Raw genomic sequence first — 22,025 nt, forward strand, 5'->3', positions numbered from 1 at the left:
ACCGCGCCGACGCATAAGCGTCGATCGCGGCGTCGCTGCATCGGCGCCGCTCAACTGCCGTCGGCCGTCGCGGAATCGTCGAAGAAGTAGTCGCGCCACGACTTCGGTTCGTTGCGGATCGCGCCGGTGCGATGCATGAACTGCGCGAGCGGCAGCGTATTCTGCGGCGCTGTCTTGAACTGCACCTGCGGATTGCGCAGGATCTTCAGCAGCAGCGCGCGATCGATCTTCGACGCGTTCACACGAATATAGGTATCGGCCGCGCGCTCCGGATCGGCCGCGATCTGCCGGGCGGCGTCGGCCAGCGCGGCGACGAACGCGCGGTAGGTCTTCGGGTTGTCGTCGCGGAATTTCTCGGTCGCGTACAGCACCGTCGCGGAGCTCGGGCCGCCGAGCACGTCGTACGAATTCAGCACGACGTGCGCGTTCGGATTGCCGGCGAGCTCCTGTTCCTGGAACGGCGGATTGCCGAAGTGACCGGTGATCACGTTGCTGTTCGCGAGAATCGCCGCCGTCGCATCGGGATGCGGAATCGCCTGCGTGAGCGCGTCGAGCTTGTCGAACTGCTTGTCGCCCCACTGCTTCGCGGCCGCGTACTGCAGCACGCGCGACTGCACCGACACGCCGACCGCCGGCACCGCGATCCGGTCCTTCGCGCTCAGGTCGGCGATCGTCTTCACGTTCGGGTTGCTGCTCACGAGGTAGTACGGAAAATTGCCGAGCGACGCGACGCCCTTCACGTTCTGCCGGCCGCGCGTGCGGTCCCACACGGTCAAGAGCGGGCCGACGCCCGCGCCCGCGACGTCCACCGCGCCGGACAGCAGTGCATCGTTCACGGCCGCACCGCCCGACAGCCGCACCCAGTCGACCTTGATGTCGAGGCCCGCCTTGCGCCCTTCCTTCTCGATCAGTTGCTGGTCGCGCGCGACGTTCAGCATCAGATAGACGACGCCGAACTGCTCGGCGATGCGGATGCGGCCCTCCGCGTGCGCGGCTTGCGGGATCGCCGCGCCCGCGAAGGCGAGCGCGGCGGTGAGCGTGGCCGCCAGCGCGCGACGCGCCGGCAAAAGCGAAAACGACATCGGAACTCCGGTCGGGAAGAGACGAAAAAGAATGACGCGGCGCGCGGCTCAGAAAGGCGCGTCGCCTTCGATCGTCGTGCGGTACAGCTTGCGGCGCAGATGGTCGGGCGTGCCGGCGGCGAGATGCATCAGCGAACGGTTGTCCCAGAACACCAGGTCGTGGTCGCGCCATGCGTGTCGATACAGGTGCTCGGCGCGCACGCTGTGCGCGAACAATTCGTCGAGCAGCGCGCGGCTTTCGTCGTCCGGCAGCCCGACGATGCGCGTCGTGAAATGCTCGCTGACGAAGAGCGCCTTGCGGCCGGTTTCCGGATGCGTGCGCACGACCGGATGAACGACCGCCGCGACCTGCGCGATCTGCTCGGGCGACAGGTTGGGCCGCCATGGGCTGCGCGCCTGCAATTCCGCATAGCGCGCGAGATACGTATGCTCCGCGCGCCGCCCTTCGACCGCGCGGCGCAGATGGGCCGGCAGCGTATCCCACGCGAGATGCATGTTCGCGAACAGCGTGTCGCCGCCTTCCGCCGGCAGTTCCTGCGCGTGCAGCAGCGAGCCGAGGCTCGGCTTTTCCTTGTACGACAGGTCGGAATGCCAGAAATGGCCGGCGTCGCCGAGCCCGACCGGTTTGCCGTTCTCGACGATGTTCGACACGATCAGCACTTCCGGGTGGCCGGCCAGCGCGAACTGGTGCAGCACGTGAATCTGCAGCGGTCCGAAGCGGCGGCTGAACGCGATGTGCTCGTCCGGCGTGATGCGCTGGTCGCGAAATACCAGCACGTGGTGATCGAGATGCGCACGATGGATGCGCGCGAAATCGTCGGCGTCGAGCGGTTTCGACAGGTCGAGGCCGATCACTTCGGCGCCGAGCGGCGCGTCGAACGGCACGATGTCGAAGTGCTGCGCCGCGCCGTCCGGCCGCAAGGCGGGATGCCCGGCGGAAAGCGTTGCGGCGTCGCGGATGGCGGTAGTCGTCACGGCACGGCTCCTGATTCGGTCAAAACGCGAATCTACGAGGGCGTGCCGGCGTGCGTCAACGAAGCGATTCGGATACGTTTATCTGCTGCGGTGATAAAGATCGCTGCTCACGCATACGGCGTCGATTCGGGGCGGAATCGTCAACCGGGGCGATGACCGGGGTGCGGCCGTATCCAGCCGCATCCTGCGCCGCCAGCCAACTAAGGCTGCCCGGCGCCACCCGACGCGCCATAGATCTGCCCGGTCACATAGCTCGCGCGCGACGACATCAGCTCGACGTAGATCGATGCGATCTCGGCCGGTTGTCCGGGCCGCCCCATCGGCACCTGCTCGCCGAACGTCTCCACGTTGTGCGTCGTCTGTCCGCCGCTGACCTGCAACGGCGTCCAGAACGGCCCCGGCGCGACGCCGTTCACGCGGATGCCGCGCTTGATCATCTGCTTCGCGAGCCCCTTCGTGAAATTCGCGATCGCCGCTTTCGTCATCGCGTAGTCCAGCAGGTTCGCGGACGGGTCGTACGCATTGACCGACGTCGTATTGACGATCGCCGAACCGGGCGGCATGTGCGCAATGGCGGCCCGCGTGATCCAGAACATCGCGTAAAGGTTGGTGCGCAGCGTCCAGTCGAACTGCTCCGTGCTGATGTCGAGGATCGATTCGTGGCTCTGCTGGCGCGCCGCGTTGTTCACGAGAATGTCGAGCCCGCCGAGCGCGGCGACCGCCCGCTCGACGAGCCCGTTGCACGCGCCTTCGCTGCGGATATCGACTGGCAGCGGCACCGCCTTGCGCCCCGCGCTGCGGACGATGTCCACGACTTCGCGCGCATCGGGCTCTTCGTCGGGCAGATAGACGATCGCGACGTCTGCGCCTTCTCGTGCGCAGGCGATCGCCACCGCGCGGCCGATGCCCGAATCGCCGCCGGTGATCAGCGCCTTGCGGCCCTCGAGCCTGCCGCTGCCCCGATAGCTACGCTCGCCGTGATCGGGGCGGGGCGTCATGCGGCCCGCGAGGCCCGGCCACGGCTGGTGTTGCTGCGGAAACGGCGCATGCGGATAGAGCGTGCGCGGATCGCGCGGCGCCGTATCGCCGGCGTCGGGCGGGCTGCCCGTCTGCGCGATCGTCGGCAGGGCGACACTGGCGACCAGTCCGGCCGTCGTGCCCTGCACCCATTTGCGACGGGATTCGGAAACTTCGTCTGATGACATGATGGACTCCGGTGCGTGGATGACGGAATGGAACGAGACGCGGCGAGTCGGGCGGCGGCACCGCTACAGCGGTCGCGGCCGGTTGCCCGAATCGTCGGGTGCGTCGTGCTCGTCCGGCCACGGCTTGCCGGCCGGATCGTGCACCTCGGTCTGGCGCGGATCGTCCGGCACGACCTTGCGCGCCTGATCGTCCGGAATCGTGCCGAGCTCGCCGCCGCCGGGCGCATGGCCGGGGCGCGCGGTCGATTCGCCGCCGGGTGTCGGGCCGCGCCGGTCCGGCGCCTCGGGCGACGCGATGTCCTTCGGTTGAGTGTCCTGGGTCATGAATATCTCCGTGTTCGGATGGTGTCGGGCCGACCGCGCGCGCCGCACGGGATCCGCCATCGCGCGTGTCCCGCATGCGTCGTCCTGTGCGGCTGTCGCTGGGTCACGGCCGGCCACGTTTCACCGCGTGCGCCGCCTTTCGTGCGCGATCTCGCCGGTCGGCACCGCGTCGACGTCCTGCAGCGGCTCGCCGGGGATGCGGCGCTTCGCGGACTGATCGGCCGGCGAATCCGTCGCCTGCCCGGCGCGCCCGTCCGCGCTGCTGCCCTCTGCATCGAGCTGCTGCTCGGCCCGTTGCCAGTATTCGTCGGCCTTGCCGTCCGGCGCGCCGTCCGCCTGCCACAGCCGGTACGCGCGCTCGCGGACCCGCGTTTCCCTGTCTACGTTCATGTCGTTCTCCGTGTCTGCCATGGCGATCACCGATCCGGGCGCGATGGCGCCGACACCGCGCCGAGCGTCGACGACATCCCGCCGTCCGCGGCGGTAGCAAGATCACCCAGCGCGACGATGCCGACCAGCCGCTTCTGCCGGTCGATCACCGGCACGCGACGAATCTGCGCGTCTTCCATCTTCTTTTGCACCGCGGAAATGTCGTCGTCCTCGTAACACCAGTTCGCGGGTCCGCTGACGACGCCCTCGACCGCCTCGTCCGGCGGCACGCCCATCGATACCGCGCGCACGACGATGTCCCGATCCGTCAGCATGCCGATCAGCCGCGTGCCGTCGCACACGGGCAGCGCGCCGACGTTCAGGTCGCTCATCAACCTGGCCGCATCGCGCAGGCTCTGCGTCGGGCCGATGGTCGCGGCGTCGCGTGTCATCACTTCCGATACACATGTCATGTTTCGCTCCTTGATAAACCGCCCACGGCGGCCAGCAGCACGAGCATCGAGCGTTCCGGCGGCCGCGCGCGCGTCAGTCCTCCGTCGAGCAGCGGACCGACGTCAGGCCGACCGATTCGACGGTCCGCATCAGTTGCTTCAGCATCACGTCGGCGCCGGCCACTTCGCGCCATTGCACGAGCAGTTCCTCCTCGCGCACGGCGCGTGCGGCCGTTTCGCAAAAGCGCTTCGTCCGGCACGTGAAACCCGCGTCGTGCAGCTTCGCGGTCAGTTGTTCAAGCGCAACCGACCCCAGCGGATATTCGACCGTGACCAGCGCGGTCCTGACGCGCCGCAAGCGCTGCTCCACAAACCGCAGCGGCCAGACGACCAGCAGCGCGAGCACCAGCCCGAGCGCGCCGAGCGACAATTGGCCGCCGCCGATGCACAGCCCGATGACCGTCACGAACCACAGCGTCGCGGCCGTCGTGACACCGGACACCAGGCCGTCCCGATGAAGGATCGCGCCGCCGCCGATGAAGCCCATCCCGGTCAGGATGCCGAGCGGCAGCCGCATCAGATCGAGCACCGAGAACGCGCCCTCCGGTTTGCCCGCTTGCAGCAACAGCGCATTGACCTGCAGCATCGACAGGCATGCGGCGAGACAGACGAGGATCGTCGTGCGCAGGCCGGCCGTCTTGCCGGATTCGCTGCGATCGAAGCCGATCAGCCCGCCCGCGACGAGCGCCAGCACGATCCTGACGAGAACGTCGTTCCATTGCAGTACGACCGGCATCGGCTCCATATGCGCCTCCCGTGCAAATCGTCATGTGTCGGGGCGCGAACGCCGCCGATGACGCTTGCCGGTCGCAAGGATCGGGCCTGCCTTCGGGGTGCGGCGACGCGTGTAGCGTGGCGGACCGAATTGTAGAAAGGAACGTTCCGCGAGCACCGCGCCAGAGTGGCGAACGGCTGCCGTCAGTTTTGACCCGCGCTTTGCGACGACCGGACAATATGCGTTCGGTCGATCGTGCTGCACGGGCCCGAATCGTGCACCGCGTGCCCGACCATGCCGCGGCGACCGCCGCCCACGCTCGCCCCGCCCGATACGCCCGATACGCCCCCTTACGAAGGAGTTCGACCATGCTCACGCAGAAAACGAAAGACATCGTCAAGGCCACGGCCCCCGTCCTCGCGCAACACGGCTACGACATCATCAAATGCTTCTATACGCGCCTGTTCAACGCGCATCCGGAGCTGAAGAACGTGTTCAACATGGCGCACCAGGAACAGGGCCAGCAGCAGCAGGCGCTGGCGCGCGCCGTCTATGCCTATGCGGAAAACATCGAGGATCCGGGCAGTCTCGCGGCCGTGCTGAAGAACATCGCGAACAAGCATGCGAGCCTCGGCGTGCGGCCCGAGCACTACCCGATCGTCGGCGAACACCTGCTCGCGGCGATCAAGGAGACGCTCGGCGACGCGGCCACCGACGACATCATCTCCGCGTGGGCGCAGGCCTACGGCAACCTCGCCGACGTGTTGATGGGCATGGAAAGCGGCTTGTACGAACAGTCGTCGGGGCAGCTCGGCGGCTGGACCGGCTGGCGCAGCTTCGTCGTGCGCGAGAAGCGGCCCGAGAGCACCGTGATCACATCGTTCATCCTGGAGCCGGCCGACGGCAAGCCGGTCGCGAACTTCGAGCCGGGCCAGTACATCAGCGTCGCGGTCGACGTGCCCGAGCTCGGCCTGCAGCAGATTCGCCAGTACAGCCTGTCGGACATGCCGAACGGACATACGTACCGGATTTCGGTGAAGCGCGAAAGCGGCGGCACCTATCCGCCTGGCTATGTCTCGTGCCTGCTGCACGACCACGTGAACGTCGGCGACGAGATCAAGGTGGCGGCGCCGTACGGCAGCTTCCACATCGACGTCAACGCGAAAACGCCGATCGTGCTGATCAGCGGCGGCGTCGGGCTGACGCCGATGATCAGCATGCTCAAGCGCGCGATCCAGGATCCGCAGCGGCAGGTGGTGTTCGTGCACGGCGCGCGCAACAGCGGCGTGCATGCGATGCGCGACCGGCTGCGCGAGACCGCGAACACGTATGCGAACTTCAATCTCGTCGTGTTCTACGACGATCCGCTACCGCAGGACATCGAAGGAACGGATTACGACCTGAAGGGTCTGGTCGATGTCAACGCGATCAAGGGCGCGATCCTCTTGCCCGATGCCGATTACTACATCTGCGGCCCGGTACCGTTCATGCGAATGCAGCACGATGCGCTGAAGAACCTCGGAATCCACGAGACGCGGATTCACTACGAGGTGTTCGGGCCGGATCTGTTCGCCGAATGATCGTGGGCCGCCGCTCGTCGCGCGGGACGGCGGCGGACTCTCTGCCGCCCGCGGACATCTTCCGGGCCGCCTCACCGGCATGGCCGATCGAGCACGCATGCTGAGGCGCGACGCGCGCCATTCTTCTCCGTATCCGATCAGATACGGACCTCCTCTCTGCAATCATTTCGCGACATTCGGTTCCCGATCGGGTACGAAATGACGTTCCGGCCGTCGCGATCCTGTATTCGTTCCCGTACGAATACGAATTAATGCCCGTCGCGGCGAGTTATGCAATACTGTTCCCGATCAGATACGAAGCACGGAGAACGTCATGTCGGAGTCGCAGTCCGTCGATACGATCGGCGCGCTCGCCCACCTCATTCGCGCGACGCGGATCCAGCAGGGGTTCACGCGGGACGAACTCGCCAACGCGACCGGGCTGTCGCCGAAATTCATCAGCCAGGTGGAAGCCGGCAAGCCGACCGCGCAAATCGGCAAGGTCATGCTGCTGCTCGGCGAACTGGGGGTGCGGCTGTACGCCGAGTCGTCGATCGAGATTTCCGAAGCCACCGCACTGAAGGCCGCGCAACGCCGCAGGAGCAGCCATGGCGGCTAGAACGCTGATCGCGTCCGCGAACGGCGTGCGCATGGGCACGCTGACCGACGACAAAGGCATCTGGTCGTTCGCGTACGACGCGCACTGGCTCGCGTCACCCGCCGCCTACCCGCTGTCGCCGGCGTTCCCGCTCCGCGCGGGCGTGTTCACCGACACGTCGACCGATCGCCCGGTTCAATGGTTCTTCGACAACCTGCTGCCCGAGGAAGGCATGCGCACGTCGCTCGCGCGCGAGGCGAAGGTCGATGCGGCCGACGCGTGGGGCCTGCTCGCGTACTTCGGCCGCGAATCGGCCGGCGCGCTGACGCTGCTGGCCGACGGCGAGCACGAGGCGGCCGGCGGCCTGCAACCGCTGCCGCTCGACGAGCTCGAGCGCCGGATTCAGGCAATGCCGGAGCGCGCGCTGACGGCCACGGCGCCCAAGCGCATGTCGGCGGCCGGCGCACAGCAGAAGCTGCTGCTGGTGCTGCGGGGCGACGCGCCCGACTACGCGCTGTTCGAGCCGGTCGGCAGCGAACCGTCGATGCACCTGCTCAAACCCGACATGCGCGCGGCCGGCTATCCGCATTCGGCGATCAACGAGTTCTTCTGCATGCAGCTCGCGAAGAAGATGGGGCTCGACGTGCCCGACGTGCATTTCCTGCGCGCGCCGTCCGCCTGCTACGTGATCGACCGGTTCGACCGCGACGTCGCGTCCGAACCGGCCGGGCGCGTGCATACGATCGACGCGATGCAGTTGCTCAACTACGACCGCGGTTTCAAGTACCAGCGGGCCAATGCGCAGGAGCTCGCCCGCGCGATCGACCGCACCAGCACGCGCGCGCTGACACGCCTGTCGGTGTTCCGCTGGACCGTGTTCAACGTGGTGGTCGGCAATGCCGACGCGCACCTGAAGAACCTGTCGTTCTTCGTCGACGCGCGCGGCTACCGGCTCGCGCCGTTCTACGACATCGTCAGCACGGTCGCGTATCACACGCCGACGCACCGGCCCGACCATCGCGGCGATCACTGGCCGCACTGCGAGCTGACGATGCCACTCGGGAATGCGACGCGGTTCGCCGATATCGACGTGGACGCGCTGGTCGCGTTCGGTCAGGTGCTCGGCCTCAGGGAGAAAGCGGCCGCCAGTGAATTGCAGCGTTTTCTCGAACCGCTCGATCGTCACGTCGAGCGCACGCTCGATGAAGTGCGGAACGTCGCGCATCCGGACGCCGGGGAAATGCGGTTGCTGAATTCGATCGTTGCCATGCCGATCGCGGAGATGGGGCGCGTGCTGCGGCAGACGCGCGGATAGGCTGCCGGGCGCGGGCGTCGTGCCGCCACCGAACCCCGCACGGCGCACGACGCCCGCGCCCGGCGAATGCTTGAGCGTCAGCGGCGCGCCGCAAAGGCATCGACGCCCGTCGCTGCCGCGGACCACGCCCACAGCCGCGCCGCCTCCTCCGGATCGATCGCATGCGGCCGCACGCCCGATTCCTCGTCGCCGCGCGTCACCGCCGCAACGTCGCAATCCTCGCAATAGACGCCGCCGAGATCGGCGATGCGCGGCGACGTCGCCGCCCATACCTGGGTTGCCGCCCCCTGCGCAGGCGTCTTGAACGTCGGATCGACCGGCACGCCGTGCTCGTCGACCCAGCCCTGCGCCATCATTTCTTCTCGCGTCAGATGACGCTGCAGCGGCGTCGCGATCTTGCCGGGATGCAGCGAATACGCTCGGACACCGAACGGCGCGCCCAGCACGTCGAGCTGCACCGCGAACAATGCGTTGGCGGTTTTCGACTGCCCGTACGCGAGCCATTTGTCGTAACCGCGCGCGAACCCGATATCGTCCCAGCGGATCGGCGACAGCCGGTGGCCGAGCGACGACACCGCGACCACGCGCGCGCCGTCGCCGTGCGCAAGCGCCGGCCACAGCCGGTTGACGAGCGCGTAGTGACCGAGGTGATTGACGGCCATCTGCGCTTCCCGGCCGTCGCCGACGCGCGTCTCGGGGCACGCCATGATGCCCGCGCTGTTGATGACGATATGCACGTTGCGTCGCGCGTCGACGAACCGCGCGGCGAATGCGGCCACGCTCGCGGCGTCGGCGAGTTCGAGCGGCGCGATCTCCACGCCGGCGATGCCGCGGGTCGCCTCGCGCGCGGCCTCGGCGCTCCGTGCGCCGACGACGACGTGCGCACCGGCTTGCGCCAGTGCACGCGTGGTTTCGAGGCCGAGACCCGAATGGCCGCCCGTGACGATGGCGGTCTTGCCGCGCAGGTCGAAGCCGGCCAGGACGTCGGTCGCCGTCGACGCGGCGTCGAATCCGGAATGAAGGGGGTGCTGCCTGCTCGTCATCGAAGGCTCCAGGAAGGGTGCGCGAAGCACGCGGCCGCCGATCGGCCGCGTCACTGCACGAGATCATTCTCCGGCCGCACCCCCGGACTGTGAATGCAATAGAATCCGGTTTTTCGTCGAGATCGTCCGGGGATTGCGCGTGGACCCGCTATCGGAAGTGCTGTCGCTGCTGGAGACGCGCGACTCGTTTTTCACCGGCCTGCGCGCCGGCGGCCCATGGGCGGTCGACCTTCCCCCGCCCAGCGGGATCAAGTTCAATGCGGTGGTCGAAGGCAGTTGCTGGCTGACCGTCGACGGTGAGGGACCGCCCGTCCAGCTACGCGCGGGGGACTGCTTCCTGCTCGCCGCACCGCGGGCATTTTCGCTGGCGAGCGATCCGTCGGTCGCGCCGGTACCGGTCGCCGACGTGTACCGGCATGTCGAGCACGGTATCGCGCACTATGCCGAACCGGCCGACTGCTTTCTGATCGGCGGCCGCTTCGCCTACGAGGAAGGCATGCCGCTGCTGCTCGGCAACCTGCCGCCCGTGGTGATCGTGAGCGGCGATTCCGAACAGGCGGCGGTGTTGCGTTGGTCGCTGCAGCAGCTCGCGCGGGAATTCGGCGCGTCGTCGCCGGGCGGGTCGCTGATGGTTCGGCATCTCGGACACATGATGCTCGTGCAGATCCTGCGGCGCTATGTGGACGCCGGCGCGAACGGCGACGTCGGCTGGCTTGCCGGGTTCGCGGATTCGCGGGTCAGCGCGGCGCTGGCCGCGATTCACGCCGCGCCCGAGCGACGCTGGACCGTCGACGCCCTCGCGGCCTGCTGCCACGTGTCGCGTTCCACGTTCGCACTGCATTTCAAGCGGCGGCTCGGGTTCGGGCCGCTCGAATACGTGCTGCGGTGGCGGATACAGGTGGCGATGCGCGAACTGCGCCGCTCGAACGCGTCGATATCGGCGATCGCGCAGCGGCTCGGCTACGACTCGGATAGCGCGTTCGGCCATGCGTTCAAACGCATCGTGGGTCGTTCGCCGCGCGCATATCGTCATGACGTGACGAACGAGTCGGGCAACTAGCGTCGTTACCGCGTCCATCGGGCACGCGATGTTGCGATTCCGTCGACGCCACGCATTCGCATCGCGACCATCGGGATAAGTATTCTTATCACAATAGACGCATCAGCCACGCAAACCTGCGTTTGCGAAAACGCCCCGCATGCCGCGAGGCGTCCACCGGCTTACCGCCCGATCGGCAAGCCCGTCGGTTCGATCCAGCCGAGCTTGTACGCGATCAGCAGCGACAGAAACAGCGTGATCGACAACCCGACACGCGCGGCAAGCGACCACGCCATCCGCTTGGACTTGCCGCGATCGTGATTCATGAAGTACAGCGCGAAGATAAGGCTCGCGATGATCATCGCGAATGCCACGGAAACCAGCAGGGTTTTCATTGCCGTTGCCTTTGAAGATCCGAATCGGCCTGAATCAGTTCGGCCAGTTTTTGCCGCTCGTCGGCGACGCCGCCGACGCCCGACGCCGGCCAGTCCAGCGCGACGCCATTGCCGAGCGAATCGCGCACGAGTGCCTGATACCGCCGGTCGTTGATCGTGCCGTGCTCCATCGTGTCCGAGATCTCGCGCCGGAACGGCAGCGGGAAACTCGCGTACGCGCGCGACAGCGCCGCATATTGTCTCGCATCGATCTCTTTCGACGATGGTATGACAGTCCAGATCACCACGGCGACGATGGCCGTGAACGGGATCGCCGTGTAGCGAAGGATGAACTTGATCGGGGTCATGAAGCGGTGAGCAGAAGTAATCGCAAGCACGCGCCGCGCGGCAACGGAACAGCCGGCCGGCAGCGCCTCGCATCATTGTACTGAAAGCACCATCCGGCCAACAGAGTATGATAATGACATTATCATGTTCATCACATGATTCGACGGCCCCGGCATCCGGTGCGGGCAGCGTGCCCGTCACGCCGCCCGCACCGGTTTTCCGCCCGTACCCGCGCATCCGCGACGATTGAGCGAAACCCTTATGCCAGCGCAGTACTTCCGAACCCTGACGGGAAAACACCGCAGCGCGACCGCGAACCGCCAGCTCGGGTTTTCGCTCGCGTTCGTCGCCGGCGCGACCAATGCCGGCGGATTTCTCGCGGTCAAGCAGTACACGTCGCACATGAGCGGCATCGTGTCGGCGATCGCCGACACGACGGCGCTCGGCGACGTGCGGCTCGCGCTCGCCGGCATCAGCTCGCTGGGGTCGTTCCTGATCGGCGCCAGTTGCTCGGCGATCCTCGTCAACTGGGGGCGCCGCCGCGGGCTGCACAGCCAGTTCATGCTGCCGCTGCTGCTCGAAGCCGCGCTGCTGTTGCTGTTCGGGCTGCTCGGCAGCCACCTCGCGCTGTGGGAAACGTTCTTCGTGCCGGTGACCGTGACGCTGCTGTGCTTCATCATGGGGCTGCAGAACGCGACGATCACGAAGCTGTCGGGCGCGGAGATCCGCACGACGCACGTGACGGGCATCGTGACCGACCTCGGCATCGAGCTCGGCAAGCTGTTCTACTGGAACCGCTCGGCGATCGACGTCGACGCGCACGCGGTGATCGCCAACCGTTCGAAACTGAGGATTCACGCGACGATGCTCGCGTCGTTCCTCGTCGGCGGCCTGGCCGGCGCGATTGGTTTCAAGCACGTGGGCTACATATCGACCGTGCCGCTCGCCGCGGTGCTCGTCACGCTCGCCATCGTGCCGGTGATCGACGACCTGCTCGCGCTGCTGCGCGGCAAACGCTGATCGTGCACCACGGACGGCGCTGGCGCGCGGTAACGCCGAAAGCGGATCGATTATAATTTGATTAACATACCGACCACCCTCGCCCCGTCATGGAAACGAAAACCGCCCGCCTGACCGTCCTGATCGATCCCGCGAAGAAGGAAGCCTTCGAGATGCTCTGCGCGGAGCAGGATCTTACGCCGTCGCAAGTCGTGCGGCAGTTGATCCGCGAATATCTCGACCGGCACGGCGTCACGTACAAAACCCGGAGCGCGATCGGCAAGCGCGTGAAGTAAGCGCGGCCGCAAAGGCGCGCGCGGCGCCGCCGCGATACCCCAGGCACCTCAAGTATCCGAAGTACCGTTACGCGCCGATCTCCCAGCGTTCGTGCGACTGCGCGCGCCAGACCAGCCGCCGCGGATCGATGCCCTCGCCGTGCTTCATGCGCCTCGCGGTGGCGGCCAGCTTCAGTTCGCCGGCCTGCGGACAGGCGAGCGCCCGCTCCAACAGGATACGCAACGACGGCAGCCGGCTGCCGTCCTTCCATGCGAATGCAACGAAGTTGTTGTCGTCGCCGCACGGCACCAGCGCATACGACGAACCGAATACCGATCGCAGTTGCTCGAGGTGGCGCGGCAATGCCGGATCGTCGTCCATGAAATTGATCGCGAGCACGCCGGATTCGCTCAGGCGCGCGCGGCACGCGTCGAGGAAGGTGCCGCCCGTACAGCGGCCGCGCATACCGTCGGCGACGAACGCATCGTGCAGGATCACGTCCGTGCGGACGTCCGCCCGTTCCAGATGATCCGCGCCGTCGGCGCATACCACGCTGAAGCGCGCGTCGTCGGCAGGAATCCTGAACACGTTGCGCAGCGCGATCACGTCCGGATTGATCTCGACCGCTTCGATCGTCGTGCCGGGCAGATGGCGGTAGCAGTACTTCGCGAGCGAACCGCCGCCGAGCCCGAGCATGCAGATGTGTGCGGGCTCGGCCTGCAGCAGCAGGAAACCCATCATCACGCGCGTATAACCGAGCGTGAGCCGCAGCGGATCGCGCAGCGACATGAAGCTCTGGGTGCCGAGATGATCGAAGTGCAGCGAGACCGCGTTCTGCGTCTCCAGCACGAATGGCCGGCCGTCATTCAGCGGCGTCGCCAGGAACCTGACGAACGCGTCGTAGGAAATTCGATCCTCGGCCATGTGCGGGTACTCGGGTGAAAACGCGGCGGATGAAAACGCGGATGCGACGGTCGCCTGAACCGTGCGCTCAGACCTTCTTCAGGTAGCACGCCTTCAGCATGAAGCCGCCCATGTCGGTCTTGCAGTCGACTTCGTGATCGCCGCCGACGAGCCGGATGCTCTTGACCTTGGTGCCCATCTTCAGCGTGATCGACGAACCCTTCACGCGCAGATCCTTGATCAGCACGACCGAATCGCCGTCCGACAGCACGTTGCCGTTCGCGTCCTTGACGACGTCGCCTGCCGGCTCGTCGCCGGCCTCGGCGCCGGCGTCGGCCGACCATTCATGGCCGCAGTCCGCGCACACGGTCAGCGCGCCGTCCGGGTAAGTGTTTTCCATCGCGCATTGCGGGCAGGCGGGGGCGTTCATTGCGGTTTCCATTCGGGGAGGAGTTCGGGTCGATCGACGATGCCGGGCGAGCAGATTGCGCGCCCGGCCGCGCGGCGAATCGCCCCGCGGCAGCGCCGCGGGCCGGCGTCGGCGCACACCGCATTATAATGCAATTCACATGATGCAGGCCGATGCATTATAATCACCCACTTGCGACAATCCGCGAACTTGAAAGCGCCTTCGCAGCGGATGTCGGCATGTTCGCGCCGAATGGCGCGTACAATCCGCCCGGCCGGCGCTCCGCGACCCTGCGGGAAATCGTGACATGCCGGCCGCCCGATGTCCGCGACATGTGCGCAAGCATGCGTGTCGCGCGCCGCCCCGCCCACCTGTCCGGAGGCTTTCCAGCATCGTGGCAACCGTTGTGTACGTTGAAATCGGCCCCGCCTGGAACCGCAATCGGGGTCGCGCCGCGCGCGACGCGGCTGTGGAAGCGGCGCGCCGCTTCCACAGCGACATCCAGCTGATCGCGAACGGGCACGGCAGCAACGCAAAAGACAGCGGCGCGATTGCGTCGCTCCAGGTTCACGGCGGCACGTCGGCCCAGGTGCTCGCCACCGGCCCCGACGAGGAAGCGGCGCTGCACGCGCTGCTGCCGTTGCTCCAGGCAAGCTGACGCCTGGCGTCGCCAATCCCGCGGCCGCGAGCCGTCCACCCCGAAACGCCATTTCCCGAGGAAGCGATGAACGACAATCCGACGTCCAACACCCCCAACCTGTCGGCCTCCGCGATCTGGGCGCTCGAACGCCTCGCCGATGTTCGCTACGGTCGCGACGCGCCGGCGCTCGGCTGGTCGATCGCGCGAGAGCTCGTCGGCGCCGGCTTCGTCTGCCATCCCCCGCACGGCCGCTCCGGCGCGTCGATCACGGCCGAAGGGCGCTCCTTCCTGAAAAGCCGGAAGTAACGCGCGCGCCAGCATCCGGCTCAGAACCGGTGCCGGATGCCGACGATCGCGAGCAACTGCGAATTCGTGCCGGCATCGACGTTGTACGACCCGATCACGGCCTGGGCCGGCCCGGTTCCGTTGAAGCCGTTCGCGTGCTGGTAGCCGACCGTCGTGTAGAGATCGGTGCGCTTGCTCAGCAGATAGTCGACGCCGACGTTGACCTGGTGATAGCGCGCGGACGAATCGCCGCCCGACCACGTGAAGTTGTAGCCGACGATCGTCAGCAACGACGGCAGCGCCTGCCATTGCGCAAATGCGGAACCGTTCCGGTAGCGCTGCGCATGCACGAACGTCGATGACGCGTCGGGCCGGTATTCGCTGAAGCTGAACGCCGCGCCGACCGTCACGTTGCCGATCGCGTACTGCGCACCGGCGCGCGCGATTTCGATCGACCGCGCCGACGCATACGCGCGGTTCACCGCGCTGTTGAAGAACGAATCGGCCGACGATACGCCGCGCGTCGAACGGATCGCGTTGCCGTTGTCGACGTGCACGTAGCCGGCCGCCGCGCTCAACGGACCGTCCGCATAGCCGAGCGCGCCGGCATACGCGAGCCCCGACCCCGATGCGCCGGCCACGCCGCCGGGCGACACCATCGCCGCAACCGTCACGCCGTGCCACACCGCGCTCGTCCATTTGACCGCGTTGCTGAACGTCACGCTGCTGTCGTAGTTGTCGACGTCGCCGGGCGGCGCGAAGAGCCCGCTGAACGCATCGGCCGTGATCGGCTGCACGAGATCCGTCACCGGGTCGTTCTGCCGGCCGAGCGTCAGCGTGCCCCACGTACCGGACGCGATGCCGACGAACGCCTTCGAGCCGAACAGCCGGCCGCCGTCGAGCTGGCCGGTCCCGACGTCGAAATTGTTCTCGAGCGTGAAGATCGCGTTCATTCCGCCGCCGAGTTCCTCGCTGCCGGTCAATCCCCATTCGTTCGCCGACAACGCGCCTGACGACATCGATACGCGCGACTTCCCGCCTTCCGCGTGGTTCAGATACGCGATACCCGTGTCGATCGTGCCGTACAGCGTGACCGAACCCTCCGCGCGCGCGGCGACGGACAACGCGGTCGCCACGGCGGCGCCTGCAATCAGCATGCAATTTTTCATCGTATTTATGGATAAGTAGTGCGAATCGATTTGGACATACATCGATGCGGCATCGGCCGTGCATGGCGCACCCGCTCGCGATATCGCGATACTCGCGGCGCGCACGCCCGGACCCAGAGCGTGCGCGCGCGGACATCGGTTACACGGGTTCGCCCGTCACGACGGGCGCGGTTCGATCAGGAGGCGTCGCAGCTGAACCGGTAGCTGTCGTCGAGCTTCTTCGCCAGCACGAGCGTGCGCATGTTGAGCGCGCGCGCCGCATTGCACAGCGTGCGCTGCCCGCTCGGCGTCCGGTATTTGCCCGCATACTCGGCGTTCAGCACCGGCTTGTTCTTCGAGGTGAATACCGTGTAGCCGTCGCACTCCTTCTGCTCGTTGCACTCTTCGTTCACCGCGAAGTCGAACGACGGTTCGAGCGCCACGAGCTGGTCGACGTCGTTCTTCAGCCCGACCGCCAGATTGCGCTTGTGCGCCTCGTTCGCGATGAACACGTTGAACGCGTACTGATCGGTGTCCTGCAACGGGAAACCGGTGTCGTTCGCATAGCCGTCGACGTTGTCGGGCTCGACGCCGTCGCACCCCTTCTCCACCGCGCGGTCGAGACGCGCCGTCATGATGTCGCGCACGTTGCTCGAACGGATGTCGAGCCAGCGCTCGCCTTCCCACTCGTCGAGCTTGTTGCCCTGGTCGGACGCCTTGAACTTCGAGAAATCGGGCCGCCAGTTCTCCGAACTCCCCGCCGAGAAATAACAGACGACCTTGCGCCCGGCCTGCTTGAGCGCCGCGATCGTCGCCGGATCGGTATCGAACAGGTCGATATCGTAGATGGCCACGTCGTACGACGTATTGAGCTTGCCCTTGAGCTGCCATTGCCACGTATCGGCAACCACCGGCGTCCAGTGCGACGCGGCGCGCGCGGGCGCCGCCACGGCCGGCGGCGGTGCGGCAAAGGCCTTGGCCGACAGCGGGTCGGACGACCCGTCGCCGCAGGCCTGCAGGATCGAGGCGCACAGCGCGAGCGCCGCGACACCGGAAAGGTTGCGTGCAATTTTTTTCATCGAAGCATCTCCAGTGGAGGGATCGGAATGACGAATGGAACTGCGCGTTGCGGAACTGCCGGTTGCCCGGTGAGGCGCGACGAGACGCGCGCCGGGCGGTGGTACGCGGTGTTGCGAGGCGACACTCACGCGTCGAGCGGCTCGGCGCGCAGCAGCGCCGCATGCTCGAAGCGCAATGCGATCGCGTCGTGCCCCGGCGCGATGCGGCCGACCTCGCGATTGCCGTTCGCGTAGTCGACGATCCGGTACGACCGGCCGGGCTGCAGGCCGCGCAGGGCGACCGGGCCGCTCCAGCGGTCGGCGTAGAACGCGTAATGCAGCACGCCGTCCTTTTCCACGACGTGTGCCTCGGGCTTGTCGAACGCGATGTCGTACAGCTCGCCGCGATAGCGGCCCTCGGCGAGCCGGTGCGCGTCGTAGACCTCGACCCAGTGCCGCCACACCTGCTCGTGCTCGGGCGTCAGCAGGAACGAATCCTTCGGCTTCGGATCGACGGGCCACGTGAACTTCGTCGAGATGACCGCGCCGACGCCCACCGCCGACGCGAAATCGCGGCCGCCGTCGCTCAGTTCGACGTGGTCGCCCGCATACGCGGACGACGCGCCCATCAACGCCTTCAACGTCTTGCCCTTGTGGCGCACCTGCCAGCTCGACAGCGGATCGGATGCAGGCGCCTGATCGATGTAGCGCATGTTGTGGAACGCGTATGCGGTGCCGCACGGGCACACTTCGACGACCGCGTCCGGCTTGACCGCATGCGCGGCGGCATGAAACACGCGGTAGAAATCGGCGAGATGCTCGACCGAATCCTCCGGCCGCGCATGCCGGTGCGCGGGGTTGTAGCACGGCGCGACGCCGTTCAGGTGCTGGCCGTCGATCTTCACGCCGTCGAAGCCCCACTCGCCGATCACCTTCTTCATGAGTGCGGCGACGTGCGCCTGCGTCTTTTCGTAGGCCGGGCACAGATAGAAGCTGTTCCACCAGGTGATCGCCTGCGGTGCGCCGTCCGCGTCGAGCAGCAGCATGTCGGTGTGGTCGTGCAGTTCGTCGCTGCCCGGCGCGACGGCGAGCGGCGCGATCCACAGCCGCGCCTTCTGCCCGCTGGCATGGATGTCGTCGACGAGCGCCTTCATGTCCGCGTCGCCGGCCGGGAATTTCGCGCGGTCCGGCACCCAGTCGCCGGTACGCCGTTGCCAGCCGTCGTCGAGCACCGCCCACTTGAAGCCGAGCGCCTGCACCTTCGGCAACGTCGCACGCACGTAGTCGAGACTGAACTGGCGCTCGTAGCCCCACGCACACCAGATCGGCTCGTACGCGCTCGCCGGCGGCTGCGGCGAATGGAAACCCTGCGCGCCCATCATCTGCCGATACGTGTCGAGCGCGACGAAATAATCGCCGTCGTGCAGCATCACGAATGCGGTCGGCGTATCGAGCGTCGCGCCCGGCGCGAGCGTGATCGTCTTCTCGCCGCGCAGGCCGAGCGAGACTTCGTCGCGCACCGCCTTCACCGGCAGCGATACGAGGCGCGGCACGGTGTCGAGATGCCCGAGCGCGATGCCCTGATCGCGCCGCCACACATCGACGACCGGCGTGCCGCCGCCATAGTCCGACGCGTTCATGCCCATGAAATTGCGCTGGTCGAAGCCGGTCTTCACCGGCTGCACCCAGTCGCGCCGATCCGCGTGGCTCGCGCCGGAATAGGTCCAGTAGCCGCCCGCGCCGGCCGCGGCCGGCAGCAGCCGGTGCGCGGCGACGTTCCATGCGCGGACGTCGGTCGCCTGCGTGCCGACGTTGCGGAACTGCGTGTCGATCAGCGCGACGCCCGGCCGCGCTTCGAGCAACGTGACGCGCACCGTCTTCTCGAAGCCGTTCGCCGACCGGCCCACCAGCCGCAGTTGCCGCCCCGCGCCGAATACGGTGGAGACGTCGGCATGCGCGGCGTCGACGAGCGCGAAGCGGTCGATCGTGCGCACCGGCCGCGTGTCGGGCGCGGGGCCGTCCGGGGTCGGCGCCGGCGCCGGGCCGACCAGCTGTTCGAGCGTCTCGCTCGCATCGAAGCGGGTCAGCGCACGCGTGCCGCCGCCGCGACGCACGGCCAGCCGGCTGCGCATCGCCGGATCGAACTCGATCACGAGCCGGTCGTCACGCAGCGCGACGCGCTGCGGCTCGCCGCCGCGCGCATCGCGCACGCCGACACCGACCAGAATCGGGCTCGCCGCACCGGCGGCCAGCCACTGCACGAACGCGCGCCGGGTGGTCATGGGCGCACCTCGCGACGCAGCGGCACGCGGCGCGCCGGCCTGCCGACGAGCCGGACAGGCAGTGGAAATCGAAAGGAAAAGCAAGCGTTCATACCGAATTCCTCGTGAAGAAGGGCCGTGCGCCGACACATCCGCCTTGCGCAGATCGGCAATCTAGTCGATCTTTCGTTTTCTTTCGTTTGTGGTTTACACTAATAACGAAAGAAAACGAAAGGCCGTAGATTGGCGGCTCCCGACGGATGATTCTGGCGTTTTCCGATGAAACGTCGTCGGGCCCGCCCGCCGAATGCGACCGATTCCGCCTTGCACGGCATCAAACGAAAGTATTCGACGGATCAGAACTCACTTGGAAAGACGCGACCGATGCAAAACAACTGGCTCGTTCACGCGCTCGTCACCACCCTGCTATGGGGCGTGTGGGGCGCATTCACCGGCTTGCCCGCCGAGCATGGCTTCCCCGATACGCTGATCTACGTGGTCTGGGCGTTCACGATGATTCCGCCGGCGCTGGTCGCGCTCGGACGCGCCGGCTGGCGCGTGCGGCACGACGGCCGTTCGCTGGCGCTCGGGCTCGCCATCGGGCTGCTCGGCGCGGGCGGTCAGATGCTGCTGTTCCGCGCGGTCGAATCGGGGCCGCCGTATCTCGTGTTCCCGATCGTGTCGCTGTCGCCGGCACTGACGATCGCGCTGTCGTTCCTGCTGCTGCGCGAACGGACGGGCAAGCTCGGCGTGGCCGGCATCGTGCTCGCGCTGTGCTCGCTGCCGCTGTTCGATTTCCAGTCGGGCCAGGGGCCCGCGCGGTTCGGGCTGTGGTTCGCGCTCGCGCTGCTGGTGCTCGTGGCATGGGGGCTGCAGGCGTATTTCATCAAGATCGCGAACGCGACGATGGACGCGGAATCGATCTTCTTCTACATGGCGCTCACGGGCCTGCTCTGCGTGCCGTTCGCGCTGTGGATGACCGACTTCGGCCGCACGATCAACTACGGGATCAACGGCCCGGGCCTCGCCGCCGTGATCCAGGTGCTGAATGCGATCGGCGCGCTGACGCTCGTCTATGCGTTCCGCTTCGGCAAGGCGATCGTCGTGTCGCCGCTCGTCAACGCGGGCGCGCCGCTGCTGACGTCGGTGATCTCGATGGCCGTCACCGGTACGACGCCGACCGGCAGCAAGCTGACGGGCATCGCGCTGGCGCTGCTGGCCGCGCTGCTGCTCGCGCTGCAGCCGGAAGGCGCCGGGGCGACCGACGCGGCGGGGGAATCGGCATGAACCACCTGCTCGATCTCGTCCGACGTCACAAGCAGTCGTCTCGTCACGCGCCGCCCGGCACGCCCGCGATCGGCATCCCGTCCGTGTGCTCCGCGCATCCGGTCGCGATCGCCGCCGCGCTGCGCGAATGCGCGGCGCGCGAACGCCCCGCGCTGATCGAAGCGACCTGCAACCAGGTCAACCAGGACGGCGGCTACACGGGCATGACGCCGCACGACTTTCGCCGCCACGTATTCGACATCGCCGCGCGCGAACAGGTGAGCCCCGATGCGATTCTGCTCGGCGGCGACCACCTCGGCCCGAACGCCTGGCGCCGGCTGCCGGCCGCGCATGCGATGGACAAGGCCGAGACGATGGTCGCGCAGTACGTGGCGGCCGGCTTCCGCAAGCTGCATCTCGACTGCTCGATGTCGTGCGCGGACGATCCGTCGCCGTTGCCCGAAGCCGAGATCGCCGCGCGTGCGGTGCGCCTGTGCCGCGCCGCCGAGGCCGCGTGGGCGGCCGGTTCGCCGCGCGGCGACGCGCCCGTCTATGTAATCGGCACCGAGGTCCCGGTGCCCGGCGGTGCGCACGAGACGCTCGACGCGCTGGCGGTCACCGCGCCCGAAGCAGCCGGTTCGACACTCGCGCTGCACCGCGACGCGTTCGCGCGCGCCGGCCTGGACGATGCGTGGGCGCGCGTGATCGCGATGGTCGTGCAGCCGGGTGTCGAGTTCGATCATCACAAGGTGATCGACTACGACGCCGGCAACGCGCGTGAACTGAGCGCATTCATCGCCAAGGAACCCGCGCTCGTGTTCGAAGCGCATTCGACCGATTACCAGACGCCCGACAACCTCGCGCAGCTCGTACGCGATCACTTCGCGATCCTGAAGGTTGGCCCCGGCGTGACCTTCGCGATGCGCGAAACGCTGTGGGCGCTCGCGGCGATCGAGCGCGAATGGCTCGGCGGCGACGACGGTTTCATCGCGACCGTGCTCGGCGTGATGCGCAGCGAACCGGCGCACTGGCGCGATTACTACCCGGGCGGCGCGCAACTCGAACTCGACCTCGCGTACAGCCTGAGCGACCGCATCCGCTATTACTGGACGCATCCCGCCGTGCAGCGCGCGTGCGCCGACCTGCTCGCGCGCCTCGATGCGTCGCCGCCGCCGCTCACGCTGGTCAGCCAGCATCTGCCGCGCCAGTACGAGGCCATCCGCGAAGGACGGCTCGCGCTGCGCGCCGGCGCCCTGTTGCAAGACGGTACGGCCGCGGCCGTCCGTCCGTATCTCCACGCGTGTGCCGCGTGACCGACTCTC

At 67.4% G+C, this 22,025-nt stretch carries 25 protein-coding genes; 10 read left to right on the forward strand and 15 right to left on the reverse strand.

What is annotated here, in order from left to right:
* Positions 1-50 precede the first annotated feature (50 nt).
* The 7 genes from C4B30_RS25450 to C4B30_RS25480 all read right to left on the reverse strand — a co-directional run bounded on the left by C4B30_RS25450 (position 51) and on the right by C4B30_RS25480 (position 5,212).
* Complete coding sequence (locus C4B30_RS25450; protein WP_027785912.1) at positions 51-1,082, reverse strand: ABC transporter substrate-binding protein; 1,032 nt, start codon at positions 1,080-1,082, stop codon at positions 51-53.
* Positions 1,083-1,130: 48 nt separating this feature from the next.
* The gene (locus C4B30_RS25455; RefSeq protein ID WP_027785913.1) at positions 1,131-2,057 is read right to left on the reverse strand and encodes a TauD/TfdA dioxygenase family protein; all 927 of its coding nucleotides are present in this window, start codon (positions 2,055-2,057) and stop codon (positions 1,131-1,133) included.
* Positions 2,058-2,257: 200 nt separating this feature from the next.
* Entirely contained in the window at positions 2,258-3,262 is a 1,005-nt protein-coding gene (locus C4B30_RS25460) for an SDR family oxidoreductase (protein WP_027785914.1), read from the reverse strand.
* Positions 3,263-3,325: 63 nt separating this feature from the next.
* Positions 3,326-3,586 (reverse strand): hypothetical protein, encoded by a 261-nt coding sequence (locus C4B30_RS25465; RefSeq protein ID WP_027785915.1) that lies wholly within the window; start codon positions 3,584-3,586, stop codon positions 3,326-3,328.
* 120 nt (positions 3,587-3,706) lie between these two features.
* Positions 3,707-3,976, reverse strand: coding sequence for a DUF2934 domain-containing protein (locus C4B30_RS25470; protein ID WP_027785916.1), 270 nt, complete (start codon positions 3,974-3,976; stop codon positions 3,707-3,709).
* 26 nt (positions 3,977-4,002) lie between these two features.
* Positions 4,003-4,428 (reverse strand): CBS domain-containing protein, encoded by a 426-nt coding sequence (locus tag C4B30_RS25475; protein WP_027785917.1) that lies wholly within the window; start codon positions 4,426-4,428, stop codon positions 4,003-4,005.
* 73 nt (positions 4,429-4,501) lie between these two features.
* A complete protein-coding gene (locus C4B30_RS25480; protein ID WP_027785918.1) occupies positions 4,502-5,212 on the reverse strand; it encodes an MgtC/SapB family protein in 711 nt (236 codons plus the stop codon).
* Between the two features lie 338 nt (positions 5,213-5,550).
* On the opposite strand from C4B30_RS25480, the gene hmpA reads away from it, so the two are divergent.
* From hmpA to C4B30_RS25495, 3 genes are all read left to right on the forward strand, one after another.
* Positions 5,551-6,762, forward strand: a complete 1,212-nt coding sequence (gene hmpA / locus C4B30_RS25485) for an NO-inducible flavohemoprotein (RefSeq protein WP_027785919.1) — start codon at positions 5,551-5,553, stop codon at positions 6,760-6,762.
* A 313-nt stretch (positions 6,763-7,075) separates the two neighbouring features.
* On the forward strand, positions 7,076-7,360 hold the full coding sequence (locus tag C4B30_RS25490) for a helix-turn-helix domain-containing protein (RefSeq protein ID WP_027785920.1): 285 nt from the start codon (positions 7,076-7,078) through the stop codon (positions 7,358-7,360).
* Positions 7,350-8,654, forward strand: coding sequence for a HipA domain-containing protein (locus tag C4B30_RS25495; protein ID WP_027785921.1), 1,305 nt, complete (start codon positions 7,350-7,352; stop codon positions 8,652-8,654). Before C4B30_RS25490 ends, C4B30_RS25495 begins: the two co-directional genes overlap by 11 nt.
* Positions 8,655-8,731: 77 nt before the next feature.
* On the opposite strand, the gene C4B30_RS25500 is transcribed toward C4B30_RS25495, so the two are convergent.
* On the reverse strand, positions 8,732-9,697 hold the full coding sequence (locus C4B30_RS25500; protein WP_027785922.1) for an SDR family NAD(P)-dependent oxidoreductase: 966 nt from the start codon (positions 9,695-9,697) through the stop codon (positions 8,732-8,734).
* 139 nt (positions 9,698-9,836) lie between these two features.
* On the opposite strand from C4B30_RS25500, the gene C4B30_RS25505 reads away from it, so the two are divergent.
* Positions 9,837-10,757, forward strand: a complete 921-nt coding sequence (locus tag C4B30_RS25505) for an AraC family transcriptional regulator (protein WP_027785923.1) — start codon at positions 9,837-9,839, stop codon at positions 10,755-10,757.
* A gap of 161 nt (positions 10,758-10,918) precedes the next feature.
* On the opposite strand, the gene C4B30_RS25510 is transcribed toward C4B30_RS25505, so the two are convergent.
* Together C4B30_RS25510 and C4B30_RS25515 are read right to left on the reverse strand one after the other, a co-directional pair.
* Positions 10,919-11,131 (reverse strand): twin transmembrane helix small protein, encoded by a 213-nt coding sequence (locus C4B30_RS25510; RefSeq protein ID WP_027785924.1) that lies wholly within the window; start codon positions 11,129-11,131, stop codon positions 10,919-10,921.
* Positions 11,128-11,478 (reverse strand): hypothetical protein, encoded by a 351-nt coding sequence (locus C4B30_RS25515; RefSeq protein ID WP_006489163.1) that lies wholly within the window; start codon positions 11,476-11,478, stop codon positions 11,128-11,130. The genes C4B30_RS25510 and C4B30_RS25515 overlap by 4 nt, the downstream gene beginning before the upstream one ends.
* Before the next feature lie 241 nt (positions 11,479-11,719).
* Between C4B30_RS25515 and C4B30_RS25520 the strand changes: the two genes are divergently transcribed.
* Together C4B30_RS25520 and C4B30_RS25525 are read left to right on the forward strand one after the other, a co-directional pair.
* Positions 11,720-12,478 (forward strand): YoaK family protein, encoded by a 759-nt coding sequence (locus C4B30_RS25520; RefSeq protein ID WP_027785925.1) that lies wholly within the window; start codon positions 11,720-11,722, stop codon positions 12,476-12,478.
* An 89-nt stretch (positions 12,479-12,567) separates the two neighbouring features.
* Entirely contained in the window at positions 12,568-12,753 is a 186-nt protein-coding gene (locus C4B30_RS25525; protein ID WP_006489181.1) for a ribbon-helix-helix protein, CopG family, read from the forward strand.
* Between the two features lie 67 nt (positions 12,754-12,820).
* Here C4B30_RS25525 and C4B30_RS25530 read toward each other — a convergent pair whose 3' ends face one another.
* Both C4B30_RS25530 and C4B30_RS25535 read right to left on the reverse strand, forming a co-directional pair.
* Entirely contained in the window at positions 12,821-13,657 is an 837-nt protein-coding gene (locus C4B30_RS25530; RefSeq protein ID WP_027785926.1) for a spermidine synthase, read from the reverse strand.
* A 67-nt stretch (positions 13,658-13,724) separates the two neighbouring features.
* Positions 13,725-14,078: a zinc ribbon domain-containing protein YjdM gene (locus tag C4B30_RS25535; protein ID WP_373557108.1), complete on the reverse strand. Its 354-nt coding sequence runs from the start codon at positions 14,076-14,078 to the stop codon at positions 13,725-13,727.
* A gap of 361 nt (positions 14,079-14,439) precedes the next feature.
* Between C4B30_RS25535 and C4B30_RS25540 the strand changes: the two genes are divergently transcribed.
* Both C4B30_RS25540 and C4B30_RS25545 read left to right on the forward strand, forming a co-directional pair.
* Positions 14,440-14,703 carry an HPr family phosphocarrier protein gene (locus C4B30_RS25540; RefSeq protein ID WP_027785927.1) on the forward strand — a complete coding sequence of 88 codons (264 nt, stop codon included), beginning with the start codon at positions 14,440-14,442 and terminating at the stop codon, positions 14,701-14,703.
* A 66-nt stretch (positions 14,704-14,769) separates the two neighbouring features.
* The gene (locus C4B30_RS25545) at positions 14,770-14,991 is read left to right on the forward strand and encodes a hypothetical protein (RefSeq protein ID WP_027785928.1); all 222 of its coding nucleotides are present in this window, start codon (positions 14,770-14,772) and stop codon (positions 14,989-14,991) included.
* Positions 14,992-15,011: 20 nt separating this feature from the next.
* Here C4B30_RS25545 and C4B30_RS25550 read toward each other — a convergent pair whose 3' ends face one another.
* The 3 genes from C4B30_RS25550 to C4B30_RS25560 all read right to left on the reverse strand — a co-directional run bounded on the left by C4B30_RS25550 (position 15,012) and on the right by C4B30_RS25560 (position 19,458).
* Positions 15,012-16,139, reverse strand: coding sequence for a porin (locus C4B30_RS25550; protein ID WP_027785929.1), 1,128 nt, complete (start codon positions 16,137-16,139; stop codon positions 15,012-15,014).
* Between the two features lie 176 nt (positions 16,140-16,315).
* Entirely contained in the window at positions 16,316-17,197 is an 882-nt protein-coding gene (locus tag C4B30_RS25555; RefSeq protein ID WP_027785930.1) for an endo alpha-1,4 polygalactosaminidase, read from the reverse strand.
* 125 nt (positions 17,198-17,322) lie between these two features.
* Entirely contained in the window at positions 17,323-19,458 is a 2,136-nt protein-coding gene (locus tag C4B30_RS25560; RefSeq protein WP_027785931.1) for a glycoside hydrolase family 36 protein, read from the reverse strand.
* 363 nt (positions 19,459-19,821) lie between these two features.
* On the opposite strand from C4B30_RS25560, the gene C4B30_RS25565 reads away from it, so the two are divergent.
* Both C4B30_RS25565 and C4B30_RS25570 read left to right on the forward strand, forming a co-directional pair.
* Complete coding sequence (locus C4B30_RS25565) at positions 19,822-20,724, forward strand: DMT family transporter (RefSeq protein ID WP_027785932.1); 903 nt, start codon at positions 19,822-19,824, stop codon at positions 20,722-20,724.
* Positions 20,721-22,016: a D-tagatose-bisphosphate aldolase, class II, non-catalytic subunit gene (locus C4B30_RS25570; RefSeq protein ID WP_027785933.1), complete on the forward strand. Its 1,296-nt coding sequence runs from the start codon at positions 20,721-20,723 to the stop codon at positions 22,014-22,016. Before C4B30_RS25565 ends, C4B30_RS25570 begins: the two co-directional genes overlap by 4 nt.
* Positions 22,017-22,025: the final 9 nt, after the last annotated feature.

It is taken from the genome of Burkholderia sp. BE12, from assembly GCF_002959955.1.
Taxonomy (GTDB): Bacteria; Pseudomonadota; Gammaproteobacteria; order Burkholderiales; family Burkholderiaceae; genus Burkholderia.